Annotated in this window: 18 protein-coding genes; 12 read left to right on the top strand and 6 right to left on the bottom strand. The window is 71.3% G+C overall.

What is annotated here, in order from left to right; genetic code table 11:
- Positions 1–23 precede the first annotated feature (23 nt).
- The 5 genes from JNB62_RS11885 to rocD all read left to right on the top strand — a co-directional run bounded on the left by JNB62_RS11885 (position 24) and on the right by rocD (position 3,991).
- A complete protein-coding gene (locus JNB62_RS11885; protein ID WP_220301097.1) occupies positions 24–458 on the top strand; it encodes a hypothetical protein in 435 nt (144 codons plus the stop codon).
- Complete coding sequence (locus tag JNB62_RS11880) at positions 458–673, top strand: helix-turn-helix transcriptional regulator (protein WP_220301096.1); 216 nt, start codon at positions 458–460, stop codon at positions 671–673. Before JNB62_RS11885 ends, JNB62_RS11880 begins: the two co-directional genes overlap by 1 nt.
- A 1-nt stretch (position 674) precedes the next feature.
- A complete protein-coding gene (locus JNB62_RS11875; protein WP_220301095.1) occupies positions 675–1,694 on the top strand; it encodes an NAD(P)-dependent alcohol dehydrogenase in 1,020 nt (339 codons plus the stop codon).
- A 162-nt stretch (positions 1,695–1,856) separates the two neighbouring features.
- Positions 1,857–2,753 (top strand): dimethylargininase, encoded by an 897-nt coding sequence (ddaH, locus tag JNB62_RS11870; protein WP_220301094.1) that lies wholly within the window; start codon positions 1,857–1,859, stop codon positions 2,751–2,753.
- 14 nt (positions 2,754–2,767) lie between these two features.
- Positions 2,768–3,991, top strand: coding sequence for an ornithine--oxo-acid transaminase (gene rocD / locus JNB62_RS11865; protein WP_220301093.1), 1,224 nt, complete (start codon positions 2,768–2,770; stop codon positions 3,989–3,991).
- 30 nt (positions 3,992–4,021) lie between these two features.
- On the opposite strand, the gene JNB62_RS11860 is transcribed toward rocD, so the two are convergent.
- Together JNB62_RS11860 and JNB62_RS11855 are read right to left on the bottom strand one after the other, a co-directional pair.
- Positions 4,022–4,705 carry a FadR/GntR family transcriptional regulator gene (locus JNB62_RS11860; protein ID WP_308291792.1) on the bottom strand — a complete coding sequence of 228 codons (684 nt, stop codon included), beginning with the start codon at positions 4,703–4,705 and terminating at the stop codon, positions 4,022–4,024.
- A gap of 146 nt (positions 4,706–4,851) precedes the next feature.
- A complete protein-coding gene (locus JNB62_RS11855) occupies positions 4,852–6,651 on the bottom strand; it encodes a molybdopterin-dependent oxidoreductase (RefSeq protein WP_220301092.1) in 1,800 nt (599 codons plus the stop codon).
- A 98-nt stretch (positions 6,652–6,749) separates the two neighbouring features.
- On the opposite strand from JNB62_RS11855, the gene JNB62_RS11850 reads away from it, so the two are divergent.
- From JNB62_RS11850 to JNB62_RS11840, 3 genes are read left to right on the top strand one after another with little or no spacing between them, the layout of a single operon-like run.
- The gene (locus tag JNB62_RS11850) at positions 6,750–8,429 is read left to right on the top strand and encodes a circularly permuted type 2 ATP-grasp protein (protein ID WP_220301091.1); all 1,680 of its coding nucleotides are present in this window, start codon (positions 6,750–6,752) and stop codon (positions 8,427–8,429) included.
- Positions 8,423–9,355, top strand: coding sequence for an alpha-E domain-containing protein (locus JNB62_RS11845; RefSeq protein WP_220301090.1), 933 nt, complete (start codon positions 8,423–8,425; stop codon positions 9,353–9,355). Before JNB62_RS11850 ends, JNB62_RS11845 begins: the two co-directional genes overlap by 7 nt.
- Positions 9,352–10,197, top strand: a complete 846-nt coding sequence (locus JNB62_RS11840) for a transglutaminase family protein (protein ID WP_220301089.1) — start codon at positions 9,352–9,354, stop codon at positions 10,195–10,197. Before JNB62_RS11845 ends, JNB62_RS11840 begins: the two co-directional genes overlap by 4 nt.
- A 12-nt stretch (positions 10,198–10,209) precedes the next feature.
- Here JNB62_RS11840 and JNB62_RS11835 read toward each other — a convergent pair whose 3' ends face one another.
- A complete protein-coding gene (locus JNB62_RS11835) occupies positions 10,210–10,455 on the bottom strand; it encodes a hypothetical protein (RefSeq protein ID WP_220301184.1) in 246 nt (81 codons plus the stop codon).
- Between the two features lie 27 nt (positions 10,456–10,482).
- On the opposite strand from JNB62_RS11835, the gene JNB62_RS11830 reads away from it, so the two are divergent.
- The gene (locus tag JNB62_RS11830) at positions 10,483–11,550 is read left to right on the top strand and encodes a LacI family DNA-binding transcriptional regulator (protein ID WP_220301088.1); all 1,068 of its coding nucleotides are present in this window, start codon (positions 10,483–10,485) and stop codon (positions 11,548–11,550) included.
- Between the two features lie 3 nt (positions 11,551–11,553).
- Here JNB62_RS11830 and JNB62_RS11825 read toward each other — a convergent pair whose 3' ends face one another.
- The 3 genes from JNB62_RS11825 to JNB62_RS11815 form a co-directional block, all read right to left on the bottom strand.
- A complete protein-coding gene (locus JNB62_RS11825) occupies positions 11,554–12,555 on the bottom strand; it encodes a LacI family DNA-binding transcriptional regulator (RefSeq protein WP_223231107.1) in 1,002 nt (333 codons plus the stop codon).
- A gap of 52 nt (positions 12,556–12,607) precedes the next feature.
- The gene (locus JNB62_RS11820; protein ID WP_220301086.1) at positions 12,608–14,257 is read right to left on the bottom strand and encodes an MGH1-like glycoside hydrolase domain-containing protein; all 1,650 of its coding nucleotides are present in this window, start codon (positions 14,255–14,257) and stop codon (positions 12,608–12,610) included.
- Between the two features lie 76 nt (positions 14,258–14,333).
- Positions 14,334–15,614, bottom strand: a complete 1,281-nt coding sequence (locus tag JNB62_RS11815) for an ABC transporter substrate-binding protein (protein WP_220301085.1) — start codon at positions 15,612–15,614, stop codon at positions 14,334–14,336.
- Between the two features lie 325 nt (positions 15,615–15,939).
- Between JNB62_RS11815 and JNB62_RS11810 the strand changes: the two genes are divergently transcribed.
- From JNB62_RS11810 to JNB62_RS11800, 3 genes are read left to right on the top strand one after another with little or no spacing between them, the layout of a single operon-like run.
- Entirely contained in the window at positions 15,940–16,890 is a 951-nt protein-coding gene (locus JNB62_RS11810; RefSeq protein WP_374450846.1) for a carbohydrate ABC transporter permease, read from the top strand.
- A gap of 49 nt (positions 16,891–16,939) precedes the next feature.
- Positions 16,940–17,851 (top strand): carbohydrate ABC transporter permease, encoded by a 912-nt coding sequence (locus JNB62_RS11805; protein WP_220301084.1) that lies wholly within the window; start codon positions 16,940–16,942, stop codon positions 17,849–17,851.
- Positions 17,852–17,862: 11 nt separating this feature from the next.
- Positions 17,863–19,212, top strand: a complete 1,350-nt coding sequence (locus tag JNB62_RS11800; RefSeq protein WP_220301083.1) for a Gfo/Idh/MocA family protein — start codon at positions 17,863–17,865, stop codon at positions 19,210–19,212.
- The last annotated feature ends 16 nt before the right edge of the window (positions 19,213–19,228 follow it).

Below are 19,228 nucleotides of genomic sequence, written 5' to 3'. Positions count from 1 at the left end.
CTTTACACGAAGGAGGTCGGCTCATGGCCTACGAGGAGCGCAACATCTGGGCGAGTCTCATCGTGAGCGTCGTCGGCGTGATCGTGTACGTGGTGCTCGTGCTGCAGCAGGCGGGCGGTGGCCCGCTCGATGCGGTCGACTGGGTGCCCCTCATGCTGTGGACCATCGGAGTCAGCATCGTCGCGGCGATCGTCGTCAGCATCGTGTGGGGGATCGTGGCGGGCATGCGCGATCCCGACGGCGTCGGCAAGAGCGATCAGCGGGACCGCGACATCTCCCACATGTCGACGCGGGTGGGCCAGGCGTTCCTCGTCATCGCCGGGCTCGGGGTGATCGTCCTGTGCGCGTTCGAGGCGGACTGGTTCTGGATCGCCAACACGATGTTCCTCGGCTTCGCGGCGTCGGGGATCGTCGGCGGACTCGCGAGCGTCATCGCGTATCGTCGCGGGCTCGTCTGATGGTCAAGCCCACCAAGGTCACCAACTCCATCCGCGCGACGCGCGAGGCGGCCGGCATGACCCAGGCAGACCTCGCGCGCGCGGTCGGCGTGACGCGGCAGACCCTCATCGCGATCGAGCAGGGGCGCTACTCGCCCAGCCTCGAACTCGCCTTCCAGCTCGCCCGCGCGTTCGGCGTCGGGCTCGACGACCTCTTCGACTACCCGGGGGAATGACATGTCCGTCCAGACGTCCACCCACACCATGCCGGCATGGCGGCAGCACCGCTACGGCGAGGCCGACGCGGTGACACTCTCGGAGGTCGCTGTGCCGACGCCGGGACCGGGCCAGGCGCTGGTGCGCCTGCGCGCCACCGGCCTCAACAGCGGCGACACCCGTGTCATGCGCGGCGAGCCGCTCCTCGTCCGCGTCGCCTTCGGCCTGCGTCGTCCTCGCCAGCCGGTGCGGGGAATGGATGCCGCCGCCACCGTGGTCGCCGTCGGCGACGGGGTCGCCGGGGTCGCGGTGGGCGACGAGGTCGTGGGCGAGCTGCCCGGCGGCGGGCTGGCGCGGTACGCCCTCGCCCCGGCCGACCGCCTGGTGCCGAGGCCGGCCGAGCTCGACCCGGCGTCGGCCGCGACGCTGCCCGTCGCCGGAGGGACGGCGTGGCAGGCGCTCGCGAAGGCGCGCGTCGGCACATCAGGCGGCGCCGGCCGCCCGCGCGTGCTCGTGATCGGGGCGTCGGGCGGCGTCGGCACCTTCGCGGTCCAGCTCGCCGCGCTGCGGGGCGCCGAGGTGTGGGCGCTGTGCGGTGAGCGCAACCGGGAGCTCGTCGAGTCGCTCGGCGCCGCCCGCACCTTCGACTACCGCCGGATCCAGCCCGGCTCGGCCGAGCTCGGCGACGGCACCTTCGACGCGGTGCTCGACATCGCCGGCACCGCGCCGCTGCGCGCGCTGCGACGCCTGGTGCGCGACGGCGGCCGGGTCGTCCTCGTCTCGGGCGAGGGCGGCCGGGTGCTCGGCCCGATGGGGCGCCTGCTGCGCGCGGCGGTGCTGTCGATCGGCTCGAAGCGGCCCGTGGCGCCGCTGGCCGCGACGGCGAAGACCGACGTGCTCGCCGAGCTCGTCGCGCTCGCCGCGGCGGGGAGCCTGCGCCCGGTCATCGCGCGCACCTCTCCCTTCGCCGGTGCAGCTGACGCACTTGCAGAGGTCGCCGACGGCCACGTCACGGGCAAGATCGTGGTGCTCGCGGACTGAGGCCGCGGCATCCCGGAATCCCTCCGGTTCCCAGGCCTCGCCCAGCGGGCGTGCGACAATGGATGCGGCGTGCCCGGGACTGCTCTTCGCCAAGCTCTGGACCGAGTGAGGCGGAGCCGCCGGGCCTCTGGACAGCGTCCGCCGCACTTCGCAAGGAGACACATGTCCAACGACATCGCGCCCGCACCCGCCGAGACCGCCGCCGCTTCGACCGGCTCGGCGACCGGCGGGCGCATCCAGCAGCACCGCAGCTACCTGATGTGCCGTCCCGAGCACTTCACGGTGAGCTACACCATCAACCCCTGGATGGAACCGGCGAACCCGACCGACACCGCCCTCGCGGTGCGGCAGTGGCAGGTGCTGTACGACACGTATGTCGCGCTCGGGCACGACGTGCAGCTGATCGACCCGATCCCGGGGCTGCCCGACATGGTCTACACGGCCAACGGCGGATTCGTCATCGGCGGCGTCGCGTACGGCGCGAAGTTCCGCTACCAGGAGCGCGTGCCCGAAGGCCCCGCGTTCATGGAGTGGTTCCGCGACAACGGCTTCCAGGTGGCCGAGCCCGTCGAGGTCAACGAGGGCGAGGGCGACTTCCTGCTGGTGGGCGACACGATCCTCGCCGGCATGGGCTTCCGTTCGACCGGCGACAGCCACCGCGAGCTCGCCGACGTGTTCGGCAAGGAGGTCGTGAGCCTCACGCTCGTCGACCCGCGGTTCTACCACCTCGACACCGCGATCTCGGTGCTCGACCCCGTCGAGGGGCCGGGCGGTGTGGACAGGGCCAACATCGCGTACCTCGAGCACGCGTTCGACGAGCGCAGCCAGGCGATCCTCGCCGAGCGCTACCCCGACGCGATCAAGGTCGCCGATGCCGACGGCGCCGTGTTCGGGCTCAACTCGGCCAGCGACGGCCGCAACGTCATCATCTCGCCGCGCGCGACGGGCTTCGAAGCGCAGCTGCGCGAGCGCGGCTACAACCCGGTGCTCGTCGACCTGTCGGAGCTGCTGCTCGGCGGCGGCGGCATCAAGTGCTGCACGCTCGAGCTGCGGCGTTGAGGAGTGGGGGAGCCATGACCTCTGAGACCATCACCGACACCGCGACGATCCGCATCATCGCCGGCGAGGAGGACCACCTCGCGCACAACTACCACCCCCTGCCCATCGTGGTCTCGCGGGGCGAGGGCGCGTGGGTCACCGACGTCGAGGGCAAGCGGTACCTCGACCTGCTGTCGGCGTACTCGGCGCTGAACTTCGGGCACGGGCATCCCGCGATCCTCGCGGCCGCGCAGGAGCAGCTGGGCCGCCTGACGCTCACCAGCCGTGCGTACCACAACGACCGCCTCGGGCCGTTCGCGTCGGCGCTCGCCGCGCTGTGCGGCAAGGACCTCGTGCTGCCGATGAACACCGGAGCCGAGGCCGTCGAGACGGGCATCAAGGTCGCCCGCGCGTGGGGCTACCGCGTCAAGGGCGTGCCGGCGGATGCCGCGCAGATCGTCGTCGCGCACGGCAACTTCCACGGCCGCACCACGACGATCGTCGGATTCAGCGACGACGCCTCCGCCCGCGACGGGTTCGGTCCTTTCACCCCTGGCTTCGTCGGGGTGCCGTTCGGCGACGCCGCGGCGATCGAGGCCGCCATCACGTCCGACACGGTCGCGGTGCTCATCGAGCCGATCCAGGGCGAGGCCGGCGTGATCGTCCCGCCCGAGGGCTATCTGCGGGCGGTGCGCGACCTGTGCACCGAGCGCGGCGTGCTGTTCATCGCCGACGAGATCCAGTCCGGCCTCGGCCGCGTGGGCGAGACCTTCGCGTGCGACCGCGAGGGCGTCGTGCCCGACGTGTATCTGCTCGGCAAGGCGCTGGGCGGCGGCATCCTTCCCGTCTCGGCCGTCGTCGCGGATCGCGACGTGCTCGGGGTCATCCGCCCCGGTGAGCACGGCTCGACGTTCGGCGGCAACCCGCTTGCGGCCGCCGTCGGGCTGCGGGTGGTCGAGCTGCTGCAGACGGGCGAGTTCCAGAACCGCGCGAAGCTGCTGGGCGAGCACCTCGAGGCGAAGCTGCAGGAGCTCGTCGGCCACGGCGTCACCGCCGTGCGCATCGCCGGCCTGTGGGCGGGCATCGACATCGACCCCGCGGTCGGCACGGGGCGCGAGGTGGCTGAGCGGCTCATCGCCCGCGGCGTGCTCGCGAAAGACACGCACGGTCAGACGATCCGCATCGCGCCGCCGCTGGTCATCCGCGCGACCGAGCTGGACTGGGCGGTCGAGCAGCTGCGGACGGTCCTCGCCGGCTGACACGCTCCCGGCCGACGCCGGCCAGACGGCTCAGGCGGAGCGGGCGCCGGGTGCGATGCCGCCGAAGTGGCGGCGCATCGCCGAGCGCGCTCCGGCCGGGTCGCCGGCCGCGATCGCGTCCACGATCTCGTAGTGGATGCTGTCGGTCCGGGTCGCCTCGCGCGCCTCGGCGACGGCGAGCCGGCGTGCCGCGATGTCGTCGCGCAGGACGTGGCTGAGACCCTCGTGGAGGAACTGCAGCACCGAGTTGTCGACGACGCTCTGCAGGCGCCGGTGGAACGCGACGTCGGCCTCCTGCGCCTCGGCGGAGTCGCCTGCCGCCTGCGAGGCGACCATGCGGTCGACCTCGGCGCGCAGCTGCGCCACGTCGGCGGGCGTCGCGCGGCGCGCGGCGGCCTCGGCGAGCGCCTCTTCGAGCAGCACGCGGGATTCCGAGAACTCGTCGTCGGTGAGGTGCCCCAGCACGCGGGCGATCGCGAAGAACGTGCGCACGAAGTCGAAGGGCGGGTTGCCGAGGTACGTGCCGCGGCCCTGGGTTCGGGTCACGAACCCGAGCCGTTCGAGCACGGCGAGCTGCTCGCGCAGCGTGCCGCGGCTCATGCCGAGCGCGTCGCACAGCTCGCGCTCGGGAGGAAGCCGGCGCATTCCCGTGGCTTCGTCGAGGGTCGCGAGCTCGATGAGGCGCGCGACAAGCAGCTCCAAAGGATCAGGCACCCATTACCTCCCCAGAACCGGCGCTCCCCAGCAGTCGGCCCTCACGGCATGCTAGCGGGCGATCCGGTCACGCGCGTCCGGTCGACCGAATCCTGAGGGCACCTGGGCATAACCCGCGCTCGCGCGGTCGTGCCGTCACCACCCGGTCACGACACCGAGACCGTGCGCCAGTGCCATCCGGTCGCGCCGTCCGGCGCGGGCGGCGCGGCGGCCTCGGTCTGGGTCTCGCCGGTCTTGCTCGTCGCCCGGCACTGGATGACGTGGTCGCCCTTCTCCGCCCGCCAGGGGAGGCTCCACTGCACCCACGTGTCGTCCGAGATCGCGGTCGCGAGCGTCGCTGCCTGCCACTCGCCCTCGTCGATGCGCACCTCGACGCCCTGGATGCCGACCTGCTGCTGCCAGGCGACGCCGGCGATCATCACGTCGCCGGCCGTGAGGCCCTGACCGCGCCGGGGCACATCGATGCGCGACTGGAGCTTGATGGGGCCGCGCTCTGACCAGCCGCGGTCGGTCCAGTAGGCCCGCGCCCGGTCGAAGCGCGTCACTTCGAGGTCGGTGACCCACTTCGTCGCCGACACGTAGCCGTACAGGCCGGGGACCACCAGGCGCACCGGAAAGCCGTGCTCCAGCGGCAGCGGCTCCCCGTTCATCCCGACGGCGAGGATCGCGTCGCGCTCGTCGGTGAGCGCTTCGAGCGGAGTGGATGCCGTGAACCCGTCGATCGACCGCGACAGCACCATGTCGGCGTCGGCGTCCGGCTGCGCACGGGCGAGCAGCTCGCGCACCGGGTACCCCAGCCACAGCGCGTTGCCGATCAGCGTGCCGCCCACCTCGTTCGACACGCAGGCGAGCGTGGTCCACGACTCCTGCAGCGGCAGGGCGAGCAGCTCGTCCCACGTCAGCTCGACCTCGTGAGCGACCATGCCGTGGATCCGCAGCCGCCAGTCCGCGGGATCGATCTCGGGCACGATGAGGGCCGTGTCGATGCGGTAGAAGCTGTCGTTCGGGGTCACGACGTCGGCGAGGCCCGGCAGGTCGAGCTCGGCTCCCGCGGGAACGGGGGATGCCGTCGTCGCCGGCCGCGGAAGGCGCAGCGCCCGCCGCGCCGCCGCCACGCCCACCGAGGACGTGGTGCGGAGGCTGCCGATCGCGACGGCGATGACACCGACAGCGGCGGCGCCGCCGGCCCACGCGAAGAACGCGCGCCGGCTGGGCTGTTCGGGGCTGGGGCGTTTCGTCTCGCTCCGCTCGCTCAACGACCGGTGGTCGGTGTCTGCGGTCGGCTCCCGGGGGTCGAGCGTGGGGCGTTTCGTCTCGCTTCGCTCGCTCAACGACCGGGGATCGAGCTCTGCGGTCGGCTCCCGGGGGTCGAGCGTGGGGCGTTTCGTCTCGCTTCGCTCGCTCAACGAGCGGGGATCGAGCTCTGCGGTCGGCTCCCGGTCGTTGAGCGAGCGAGGAACGAGCGAGACGAAACGCGCCGATCGACGGTCGGCATCGGGCCGCAGCATCCCGACCAGCAGCCACAGTGCGAGCGCCCCGACGGCGCCCGCCACGACCGCGGGCAGCCACGCCATCGCGCCCGCGCCAGGACGCGTCGCAGCGACGATCGCGCCGCCCGCGCCGAACGCCGCCACGACGACGACGCCCCACGGCGCGAACCGCAGCTGGAGCCATCCCGCGAGCGCCGCGAGCACCACGAGCGCCACGCCGATGCCGGTCAGCAGCGCCGCCTTGTCGCCCGTGCCGAAGAGGGCGATCGCGGTGTCCTTCGCCCACGGCGGCGCCACGTCGATGAGGGCGCCGCCGACGACGGCGACCGGGCTCGATGCGGGGGCCACGACCGCGGCCGCGAGCTCGCCGAGGCCCGCTCCGAGCACCACCGCAGCGACGCCCGCCGCCCACCCCAGGGGCGCCGGGACGCGGCCACGCGGGGACGCCGGAACCATGGTCTCAGCGTACGTTCGGGCCGCGGCATCCGCACCGTCCGTCTTCGCCCGCGACCCGCGAAACACGACGGCAATCCGGGCCGCATTAGGCTCTTCGCATGGGTGATCTGTTCGACGGCTACGGCTCGACGCTCGCGCCGCGCAAGACACCCTCGGGGGTGCCGGCGTTCGACGAGATGTTCGGGAGCCCCGCGCACCCCGGCGCGCCCGCCGAGTCGCGCGAGGCGTATCGGGAGCTGTATCAGGCGCTGGCGCAGATGACGCAGGAAGAGCTGCGCGGACGCACCGATTCGCTCGCCAGCTCGTACCTCGCGCAGGGCGTCACGTTCGACTTCGCGGGCGAGGAGCGGCCGTTCCCGCTCGACGCCGTGCCGCGCATCATCGCGTTCGACGAGTGGTCGCGCATCGAGGCGGGCGTCAAGCAGCGCGTGCGCGCGCTCGAGGCGTTCCTCGCCGACGCGTACGGGCACCAGCACTGCGTGCGCGACCAGGTGCTGCCCGCCCGGCTGATCTCGAGCTCGCAGTACTTCTATCGCCAGGCCGCCGGCATCCAGCCCGCCAACGGCGTGCGGATCCAGGTGTCGGGCATCGACCTCATCCGCGACGAGCACGGCGAGATGCGCGTGCTCGAAGACAACGTGCGCGTGCCGTCGGGCGTGAGCTACGTCATCTCGAACCGCCGCGTGATGGCGCAGACCCTCCCCGAGCTGTTCGTGTCGATGCGCGTGCGTCCGGTCGGCGATTACCCCAACAAGCTGCTCGCGGCGCTGCGCGCCTCGGCACCCGCCGGCATCGAGGACCCCAATGTCGTCGTGCTGACGCCGGGCGTCTACAACTCGGCGTACTTCGAGCACACGCTGCTGGCCCGCCTGATGGGCGTCGAGCTCGTCGAGGGGCGCGATCTGCTGTGCGTCGGCGGCAAGGTCTTCATGCGCACGACGCGCGGGCCCCAGCGCGTGGACGTCATCTACCGCCGCGTCGACGACGACTTCCTCGATCCGCTGCAGTTCCGCGCGGACTCGATGCTCGGAGCCCCGGGCCTCATGCTCGCGGCGCGGCTGGGCAACGTCACGATCGCGAACGCCGTCGGCAACGGCGTCGCCGACGACAAGCTGCTCTACACGTACGTGCCCGACCTCATCCGGTACTACCTGGCCGAGGAGCCGATCCTCAAGAACGTCGACACGTGGCGCCTCGAAGACCCGGGCGCGCTCGAGGAGGTGCTCGACCGGCTGGACGAGCTCGTCGTGAAGCCCGTCGACGGCTCCGGCGGCAAGGGGCTCGTCGTCGGGCCGGACGCGTCGCCCGCCGAGCTCGACAAGCTGCGGCAGCGCCTGCTCGCCGACCCCCGTGGCTGGATCGCGCAGCCCGTCGTGATGCTCTCGACCATCCCGACCCTCGTCGAGGACGGCATGCGCCCGCGTCACGCCGACCTCCGCCCCTTCGCGGTCAACGACGGCGAGGACGTGTGGGTGCTGCCCGGCGGCCTCACGCGCGTGGCCCTGCCCGAGGGGCAGCTCGTGGTCAACTCCAGCCAGGGCGGCGGGTCGAAGGACACCTGGATCGTCGGCGGCGCCGCACCCGGCACAGTCGAGTACGGCCAGGGCCGCGGCGTGCCCGAGCTCGTCGCCGACCAGGCCGCCAACGTCACGGCGGCCATCCCGATCATCTACGACGCGCAGACCGAGCCCACGCACTCGCCGCAGGACCCCGGCCGGGGCACGCACAAGCAGCACGAACAGCAGCAGCAGACGCAGGACGGGGGCGAGCCGTGCTGAGCCGCATCGCGGAGTCGCTCTTCTGGATCGGGCGCTACATCGAGCGCAGCGACGGCACGGCGCGCATCCTCGACGTGCACCTGCAGCTGCTGCTCGAAGACCCCTGGATCGATGAGGACACGGCGTGCCGGTCGCTGCTGAGCGTCATGGGCTCGCTGCCGCCCGAGGGCGTCGAGCACGTCCGCCGCGAGGACGTGCTGTCGCGCCTGGCCGTCGATCGCATGAACCCGTCGAGCATCGCCTACGCGCTCACCGCCGCGCGCGAGAACGCCCGCCGGGCCCGCGAGATCGTGTCGACCGAGCTGTGGGAGATCCTCAACACGACGAACGCGCGCATGCCGCGCCGCCTGCAGAACGACCGCGTCCACGAGTTCTTCCAGTGGGTGCGTGAACGGGCGGCGCTGGCCGTCGGCATCCACGATTCGTCCACGAGCCGCGACGAGGCCTGGCAGTTCTTCACCCTCGGCCGCAGCATCGAGCGCACTGACATGACGGCGCGGCTGCTGGCCACGCGGTCGCTCACCGAGGCCTCGGGGCCGTCGTGGACCACGATCCTGCGCTCGTGTGGGGCGTACGAGGCGTACCTGCGCACGTACCGGGGCATGCCGAGCGCGCGCAACGCGGCCGAGTTCCTGCTGCTGGACCGCCTCTTCCCTCGCTCCATCATCTACTCGATCCAGCGCGCCGAGGAGTGCATGAGCGCCATCGACCCGCGCGCCGACCGCGTCGGGCATTCCAACACCGTGCTGCGGGCCCTCGGACAGATCCGCAACGACCTCGAGTACCGGCCGATCTCCGAGATCCTCGGCGAGCTGCCCACCCACATGGACCGCGTGCAGCAGGTCACGCGCGAGGCGTCGGAGGCGATCCGCGGCCGGTTCTTCCCGACGCAGGCCGAGCCCAGCTGGATCGGAGAGATCTCATGAAGCGGCTGCGCATCGAGCACCAGACCGGGTTCAGCTACGGCGGCGACGTCACCGCGTCCTACAACGAGGCGCGCATGCTGCCCGGGTCGACCGACAGCCAGTTCGTGCTGAACTCGTCGCTCGACATCGAGCCGTCGACGTCCGTCAACCAGTACGTCGACTACTTCGGCACCCGCGTTGCCGCGTTCGACGTGCTGTCGCCGCACTCGGCGCTGTCGATCACGGCGCGCTCGCTCGTCGAGGTGCGTCCGCGCCCTCTCGAGCACATCGACGTCACGTGGGACGGCCTGGCCCGCGAGGCCGACCGCTCCATCGAGACCGTCGAGCAGCTGTCGCTCACGAACCGCACGCGCCCGCACGACGAGGTCGCCGAGCTCGCCCGCTCGATCGCCGCGCAGCACGACCATCCCGGTCGCGCCGCCCATGCGATCTCGGTGGCGGTGGGGGATGCCGTCGAGTACATGCACGGCGTGACCGGCGTGCACTCCACCGCCGCCGAGGCGTGGGAGGCCCGCAAGGGCGTCTGCCAGGACATCGCGCACATCACCCTCGGCGCGCTGCGCGTCGTGGGGATCCCGGCCCGCTACGTGTCGGGCTACCTTCACCCGCGGCCGTCCGCCGAGGTGGGCGTCGCCGTCACGGGAGAGTCCCACGCGTGGATCGAGTGGTTCGCGGGGGAGTGGCAGGGCTTCGACCCGACGAACAACATCGAGATCGGCGACCGCCACGTGCTCGTGGGCCGCGGGCGCGACTACAACGACGTGCCGCCGCTGCGCGGCGTCTACGCGGGCCCCTTCAAGAGCAGCCTGCACGTCAAGGTGACGATCACCCGGGAGGCGTAGCGGCGGTCGTCGTCACGCGGGCGGGTTGTCGGGGTCGAGCGTCTCGAGGGTCTCCTCCTCCACGGGGTTGTCGGCCTCGAGCTGGTCCTCGGTCGTCTCGTCTCCGCCGATGGGGCTCTCGTCGTCGGCCGGGCGTTCGTCGTCGCGTCGTTGTTCCATGAAGCCACCATGGAACGGATGGATGCCGCGGCCCAGGGTCTTGACGGCGGCGTCGGACTCTGCGTCGAGCACCCCCGTCGACCCGGGGTACGTTTGCACTGCACACGCCGTGCCGGGAGGAGAATCATGACGGCCCCCACGCCCCCACCGGGCGCCGCCGATGCGGCGTCCGGAGCATCGGTGCGCGTGGGCACGGGCACTCCACTGCGCAGAGCGACCATCGAGGACGTCGCCGCACGTGCCGGGGTGTCGCGGGCGGCCGTGTCCAAGGTGCTGCGCGACGCCTACGGCGTGAGCGATGCCATGCGCGAGCGGGTGACGGCTGCGATGGCCGAGCTGAACTACCGACCGAGCATCGCCGCGCGCGCCATGCGCGGACGCACGTACACGATCGGCATCGAGCTGCCCGATCTCGCCAACCAGTTCTTCACGCGCATCGTGCGCGGGGCGACGGCCGCGCTCGAGGGCACTCCGTACCAGCTGATCCTGGCGCCGGCCGAGACCGGGTCCCGGCTCGGCTACCGCGCCCTCGAAGCGCTCGTCGACCGGCAGGTCGACGGGCTCATCGCAGTGTCGCCGCGCGTCGACGAGGACGCGCTCGAACGGATCGCGGCATCCGTCCCGCTCGTCATGTTCGGGAGGCTCGACAAGTCCGATCGCTACGACGTGGTCGCGGGAGACGACCTCGGCGGTGCACGGCTGGCGCTGCAGCACCTGTTCGATCTCGGGCACACGCGCATCGCGCACCTGACGCTGCCGAAGGAGGATCCGAACGCTCCGTACCCGCACAGCGGCCGTCTGCGCGAGTATCTCGCGGCGATGGCCGACCGGGGCCTCGATGCCGAGGTGTGGCACACGGACGACGGCGAAGAGCCGTCGTACCGCGCGACACGAGAGGCGATCGAGCAGGGCACGACCGCCACGGCTGTGTTCGCGGCGCACGACGAGCTCGCCTTCGGCGTGCTGCGGGCGGTCGCCGACACGGGGGCGGACATGTCGGTGATCGGCTACGACGACGTGGCGATGGCCTCACACCCCGCCATCTCGCTCACGAGCGTCGATCAGCCCGGGGAGCGCATGGGCGCCCGCGCGGTCGAGATGCTGCTGGAGCGCATCGCCGGCCGCACGGCCGCCGCGCACGAGGTGTTCGAGGTCGAGCTCAAGCCGCGGGCCTCGACGGGGCCTGCACCCTGACGCTCAGGCCCGCGGCGCCGCCGTCGAGCGGCGCACCTCCAGGCGGGGCTGGAAGACCACGTCGTGCTCGGGGGTCATGCCCTCGATGAGGGCGCGCATGCGGCTCCAGGCGAGCGCGCCCAGGACCTCGTGCGGCACCGACGCGGTCGTCAGCGACGGCGACATGAACCGTGCGAACGGGATGTCGTCGAAACCGGTCACCGACATATCGTCGGGCACGCGCACGCCGCGCTCGACGAGCCCGTGGACGAGGCCGACCGCGACGAGGTCGTTGAAGGCGAGGGCGGCGGTCGCGCGGGAGCGGACGACCGCCTCGACCGCCGCGAGACCGCTCTCGCTGCCGGGGCCGCCCGCGACCTGCTCGACGGTGACCCCTCTGACGGACGCGCGGAAGTCGGCGAGGCCTTGCAGCCGCTTCTCGTTCGCCACCCCGGGAGGGCCCTCGACATAGACGAGCCGACGGTGGCCGAGCGAGTACAGGTGACGCGCCAGCGCCTCGAACCCGCTGCGGGAGTCGACCGACAGGGTCGGCGCCGTCACGGATGGGCTCGAGCGGTTCATCAGCACGACAGGCCCCAGCGTCTCGGTGGTGCGCACGAGGGCGTCCTCGGCCATACGCGGCGCGCACAGCACGAGGGCGTCGCAGCGACGGCGGATCTCGGCGGCCAGCAGCGGCTCGTCATCGGGCGATTCCGCCGAATCGGCGACCAGCACCCGGTACCCCTCTTCGCCGGCGGCCTTGCTCAGGCCCGACAGCACGGCCTGGAACGACGGGTTGGCGAGGTCGGGCACGAGGAAGGCGATCGCGTTGGTCTGGCCAAGGGCGAAGCTGCGGGCGAGGTGGTTGGGGGAGTAGTCGAGCTCCCGCGCGGCGGCGCGCACGCGGTCGGCGATCTCGGGCTCACCGAGGAATCGGTCGTTCATGACCCGCGACACCGTCGCCGGCGAGACGCCGGCGTGCCGGGCCACCTCGGCGATCGTCGTCGCTCGGGTGCGTCTGACCAAGGAGGTCTCCTCTCGCGGGCGCTCCGGCCCCCTCTGCCGCAGCGCCTTCATCCTAGAAGCGCGGCGGCGTGAATCCGCGGCGGTGCAGGGCGGTCGCGTGGCCGTCGGCGACGGTCGCGTGGTCGTTGGGCCCGAGCGTCAGGGCGACGGGGGGTGCGGCATCCACTCGCAGTTCGCCCGAGACGGCGGACGGCGACATGCCGACGACACCGGCCACCCGGCCGCCGCGGTCGAGGACGACCCGCCAGCCGCGAGGGAAGCGCAGCCACAGCATGCCGTCGCGGTGAACCTCGACGCGCTCGTCATCGGCCGCGAGTTCGTAGCGGACGCCGGCGACCGTCCGGGCTGCCGCTGTCGCAGCGGCGGACTGGCCGTGATCGAGTCGCGTGGGCGGCATCCCGGTCAGCCATACCTCGCCGTCGGGGCGAGGCAGCACGCCGCAGTCGGTCTCGAGGGCGTCCAGCAGCCACAGCATCGCCGGCGAGTAGCCGTCGGTGTAGCCCGCGTCGCCCGTCCACGGGTCCAGGCACTGCGGGAATCGGTCGTGCCCTGCCACGGCGCCCAGGAGCGACCGTCGCACGAGGCTCAGCTCGGCATGCCTGCCGTGTTGCTCGAACGCCTGTGGCGCGCGCACCAGCGTCAGGTAGTTGACGGGACCCGCCCACGAGTTGCGCGTGTGGTCGTCGTCGAAGCGGGGATCGTCCATCGCGATCGAGGTGAAGCCTGCGTGCGACAGGAGGCGTCGCGTGCTCATGAGGTGCTGCTCGAGGGCACGGCCGAAGGACTCGTCGTCGCCGACGCCGCACGCCAGCACGCGCAGCAGCACGTCCGATGCGACGCGGAGGTGCCCGTCGCGTGCGCGGTCGTAGAACATGCCGTCGGTCTCGTCCCAGCACTGGTCGAGGAGTGCGCGGGTGGATGCCGTGGCCCGCGCCCGCCACGGCGCCCCCTCTTCGCCGAGCTCGGCCGCGATGAGCGCCAGGTGCTCGCGCTGACACGCGACGTTCGCGGTGAGGTCGGGCGCGATGTAGGGCAGCGTCGGCACATCGGGGTCGAAGCGGGTCGGGTCGCCGCGGAAGCAGCGGTCGGGAACGTGCCAGAACCGCGGCGACATGTCATGGCCGGTGTCGAACGTGCAGAACGCCTCGACGGCTCCCGTGCCGCGGGTGTCGCGGTGGGCGGCGAGCCAGGCGTCGTTGCGGACCATCGCGTCGTACATGCGGCGCAGGTATTGCCGCGCGGCGGCGGTCGGCTCGGACCGCAGGTAGTGGTGCCACACCTCGCGCGCGAGAGGTGTGACCATCTGGATCTGCGTGAACGCGGGCCCGTCCGCGGTCACCTTGTAGGGCAGCAGGCCGTCGTCGCGGGCCAGTTCCGCGAACAGCAGGTGCGTCGCGCGGGTGACCTCGGGCGCGAATCGGTCGAGGATGCCGGCGCTCACGGTCGCGGTGCTCTCCAGCCACGCACCCGGGTAGGCGCCGCCCTCGAAGAGGGCGTCCGCGCCCGACAGCGGACGGATGCAGCCGGCCAGTTCGGTCAGGGCCCGGTGCCAGCGCTCCTCCAACCTGCCGCCTACTGCAGCGAAGGCCACGGCAGCGCGCCGCAGCCCGTCGTGCAGCGGATGGGATTCGGGGATGCCGGCACGCGCTGTCGTGTCGCCGTCGCGCAGCCGCTCGAGAGCGTCGTCGATCGCGGGCATCATCGGCCTTCGGGTAGGGCCGTCGCGGGTGCGACGGGAGGGATGGCGGGCGGCTCCGCTGGGGAGCCGCCCGCGGGGGTCAGTCGTTCGCGAGCGAGGCCGTCAACTCGTCGACCCACTGCTGCGCGCCGTCGGCGGCGGATGTGTTGCCGAAGAGGATGTCGGACTCGATGCGCTGCGACAGCTCGTTGAGGATCGCACCGCCCGCCGGCTGCGGCGGGGCGACGACGCCCACCTCGAGCACGGACTCCAGGTACTCGGCGGACTGCGTGTCGGCGGGGGCGAGGAGCGGCTTCACGACCTCGAGTGTGTCGGGGTTGAACGGCAGGCCGCGGTTGGCGAGGATCACCTTCGCCGGCTCGGGCTGGTTCAGCAGCCAGTCGACGAGCAGCGCGGAGGCCTCCGGGTGCTTCGTCGTGGCCGCGATCGACCAGAACTGCGACGGCAGGACCGCAACGCCCGAGCTGTCGGTCGAGGTGGGCGGCGTGACGATCTCGACGTCGCCGCCGGCTCCCGCTGCGTACGCGCCGATCTGGTTGCTGTAGGCGAACGACATGCCCGCCTTGCCGGTGCCGAACAGCGTCTGGTCAGGCGTCACGTTCCAATGCTCGACGATGACCGACGGGTCGGGCAGGCCGCCGTCGGCGACGAGCTGCTCCTCCATCTCGTACCAGTCCTGGATGGTGTCGGCGTCGACGGCGAGATCTCCGTCCCAGTCGTAGATGCCGGTGTCGACGTACTGCGCGACGTAGGTGCCGAGGATGTCCTGGATGCGCAGGTCGAGGCCGACCACGCCGTCGCCGGCCTTGGCGGTGATCTCGTTGGCGGCGTCGATGAAGTCGTCCCACGTCCACGATCCGTCGGGAAGCTCCACCCCCGCCTTCTCGAACACCGCCTTGTTCACCAGCACGCCGATGGCGTTCCCACCCGTCGGCAGGCCGTAGAGCGTGTCGTCGACGGTGGCGTTGGTGAGCGTGAAGTCGGGGTAGGCGTCGGTGGGCAGCTGTTCGCTCACGGTCGAGAGATCCAGCAGCGCGCCGGCGGCGCCGTACTCCTGGGGCTTCGCGCCGCCCAGGGCGAACACGTCCGGCGCGGTGCCCGAGGCGAAGTCGGTCGCGAGGCGGTTGAACAGGTCGTCGGGCGCGCCGACGGGCTCCTCGACGACGGTGATGTTCGGGTACTCCTCCTCGAACATGTCGATCGCCTCGGCCATGATGGCCGATCGCTCGTCGTTGCCCCACCACGCGATGTGGAGCTCGACCTTCTCGTCGGGATCGAACCCGCCGGTGGGCGCCGCCTCCCCGCCGCCGGTGCCGGAGCATCCGACGAGGGCCAGGGTGGCGGCGAGCGTCGTGCCCATAGCGACCCGTGTCGCGATGGTTCGTGCGTTGCGCGTCATTGCGTCTCATTTCTTCGTCGTGCCGGTGGGTCCGGCATCGGGTGGCAGCGCCGGCGGCAAGACGTCACCGGTGGCGAGCAAGAAACCGCTTTCACCGGAAAGTAGCAAGCTGTCGCCATCGTGTCAATTGTTGTGAGGGGCGCGTTATCGGCCAGATCGACGAGAGGCGTGGCGTGCTCTGCGCGGAATAGCGCGTGTCTTGACGTTTGACGAGTCGGCGCGCGTCAGGTAATACTGATGCCCACGGTGAAACCGCTTTCTCGGTTTCCGGCGACGAGGAGGTCCCGTGAGCAGCATCGGAGAGCTGCGGCAGATGGCGCTGCAGGCACGACGCAGCAGATCCAGCGGCGTGAAGGCGAAGACCAAGTACCCCGACAGCCGCGCGGGGCATCTGTTCCTCGCACCCTGGCTGGTCGGGCTCGTCGTGTTCACGATCGGCCCGATGATCGCGTCCCTGTTCCTCGCGTTCACCGACTACAACCTGCTGCAGCCGCCGACCTGGACCGGGCTCGACAACTTCGCGCGCATGGCCGGCGACGCGAGACTGTGGAACTCGCTTCGGGTGACGCTCATCTACGTCGTCGTGTCGGTGCCGCTGCAGCTCGCCCTCGCGCTCGCGGTCGCCGTGCTCCTGGACCGGGGCATGCGGGGCCTCGCGTTCTACCGGTCGATCTTCTACCTGCCGAGCCTCCTCGGCGGGTCGGTGGCGATCGCGATCCTGTGGCGCCAGGTGTTCGGCAAGGAGGGTCTCGTCAACGGGTTCCTGTCGTGGTTCGGCATCGAGGGGCCGGGCTGGATCTCGCACCCCGACTACGCGCTGGCGACCATCATCATCCTGCACGTGTGGACGTTCGGCTCGCCGATGGTCATCTTCCTGGCGGGCCTGCGCCAGATCCCCGAGATGTACCACGAGGCGGCTCAGATGGACGGGGCTGGGCGCGTGCGCCGTTTCTTCTCGATCACGCTGCCGCTGCTGACGCCCATCATCTTCTTCAACCTGGTGCTGCAGATCATCTTCGCGTTCCAGTCGTTCACGCAGGCGTACATCGTCTCGGGCGGCACCGGCGGGCCATCGGACTCGACCATGTTCTTCACGCTGTACCTCTACAAGCAGGCGTTCACCGAGCTCGACATGGGGTACGCGTCCGCGATGGCGTGGCTGCTGCTGCTGGTGATCGCCGCCTTCACCGCGATCAACTTCTGGTTCTCGAAGTACTGGGTCTTCTATGACGACTGACGCGCCGCCCACCGAACGTCCGCCCGTGAGCCCAGGAGCACCTAACCCCATGACCGCAGTGCACGAAGCCGCGGCGCCTCGCGTCGCCGAGTCTCAGGATCCCGCCGACCGGCGCCGACGTCGGTTGCGCCGCCGCGGCGCCGTCCGCTCGGTCGTCAAGCACGTGGTGCTGATCGCGCTGTCGATCCTGATGATCTACCCGCTCATCTGGCTCGTCGTGTCGTCGCTCAAGCCGAACAGCGAGATCTTCACCGACCTCGGGATCTTCACGACCGACGTCACGCTCGACAACTACATCCACGGGTGGACGTCGCAGCAGCTGCCGTTCAGCCACTTCCTCATCAACTCCACGATCCTCGTCATCGGCGCGACGGTCGGCAACCTGGTGTCGTGCTCGCTCGCCGCCTACGCGTTCGCGCGCCTGAAGTTCTGGGGCCGCAACGCGTACTTCGCGATCATGCTCGGCACGATCATGCTGCCCTTCCACGTCGTGCTGGTGCCACAGTTCATCATCTTCCGTCAGCTGGGCTGGCTCGAGACGTTCCTGCCGCTGATCGTGCCGAAGTTCCTCGCGGTCGACGCGTTCTTCATCTTCCTGATGGTGCAGTTCATCCGCGGGCTGCCGAAGGAGATCTTCGAAGCCGCCCGCATCGACGGCGCGGGACACGTGCGCATCTTCGGCCAGGTGACGCTGCCGCTGATGGTGCCGGCCCTGGCGACCACCGCGATCTTCACGTTCATCTGGACGTGGGGCGACTTCTTCGGACCGCTCATCTACCTGCGCACGCGCGAGAACTTCCCGGTGTCGGTGGCGCTCAAGGGTTTCATCGACGCGCAGTCGTCATCGAACTACGGCGCCATGTTCGCGATGTCGGTCGTGTCGCTGATCCCGCTGTTCCTCGCGTTCCTGCTCGGCCAGCGGTACCTGGTCAAGGGCTTCGCGACATCGGGCATCAAGTGAGGGGCGCCGCAGTGGCACAGACGAGGTACGCACTGGTCGGCACCGGCAGCCGTGCGCAGATGTACATCGACGCAATCACCGGGGCGCACGCCGACGTGGCGGAGCTCGTCGCGTGGACGGACCCCAACCCGGGGCGGCTCGACTGGCACGAGGCCCGGGTACGGGCCCGCGGGGCCACGGTGCCGGAACGGTTCGCGGGCGACGCCCTCGCCGAGACGGTGCGGCGCCTCGGCGTCGACCGGGTCATCGTCACATCGCCGGACTCCACGCACGCCGGCCATGTCGTGACGGCGCTCGAGGCCGACGCCGACGCCGTCGTCGAGAAGCCGCTCACGACGAGCGAAGAGGGCGTGCGCCGGATCGGGGATGCCGCAGCCCGGACGGGCCGGTCGGTCACGGTCACGTTCAACTACCGCTACTCGCCACGTAACTCCGCGCTCAAGGAGGTGGTGCAGTCGGGGCGGATCGGCGAGGTCACCTCGGTGCACTTCGAGTGGCTGCTGGACACGTCGCACGGTGCCGACTACTTCCGCCGCTGGCACCGCGAGAAGGACCGCTCGGGAGGTCTGCTGATCCACAAGGCGTCGCACCACTTCGACCTGGTGAACTGGTGGATCGACGACGCTCCGGCGCGTGTGTTCGCGAGCGGTGGCCTGCGCTTCTACGGCGCCGACAATGCGCGCCGGCGCGGCCTCGGACCCCGGCCGACCCGGGGATCCGAGGACTCGCCGCTGCGCGACGCGTTCAGCCTCGACCTGCGCGACGACGCCGAGCTGCGCGGGCTGTACCTGGAGCAGGAAGCGCACGACGGCTACCTGCGCGACCGGGATGTGTTCGACGACGGCATCACCATCGAAGACAACCTGTCGCTGGTCGTGGATTACGCGCGCGGTGCGTCGATGTCGTATTCGCTCAACGCCCACTCGCCGTGGGAGGGGTACGTCGTCGGCGTCAACGGCACGCGGGGTCGCGCTGAGCTGACCGTCGTCGAGCGTGGCGAGGTGCGGCTGGCGCCGAGCGGTCGACCGACCGCGATCGTCGACCCCAGCGCCCACCCGAACACCGCGGCTGGAGACGAGGTGCGCCCGGTGTCGGAGCAGCTCGTCGTGCAGCAGCACTTCGAGCCCGCGCGCCGGCTGGTGATCCCCGACGGAAGCGGCGCGCACGGCGGGGGTGACGCGCAGCTGCTGGCCGAGCTGTTCCGCGGCGTCGGCGACGATCCGCTCGGCCGCGCCGCGACGTGGCACGACGGCGTGCGCTCGGTCGCCGTCGGCCTCGCGGGCAACCGCTCACTCGTCACCGGCCGGGCGGTGCGGGTGGGCGAACTCGACCTCGGCGCGGCGTCGGCAGCGCTCGCCTGAGCCCGGATCCCGGCGA

It is taken from the genome of Microbacterium jejuense (genome assembly GCF_019511665.1).
In the GTDB taxonomy this organism is placed as follows: Bacteria; Actinomycetota; Actinomycetes; order Actinomycetales; family Microbacteriaceae; genus Microbacterium; species Microbacterium jejuense_A.
The sequence above is the reverse complement of the archived record's forward strand: the minus strand, read 5'-3'. Positions and strand labels throughout refer to the sequence as shown.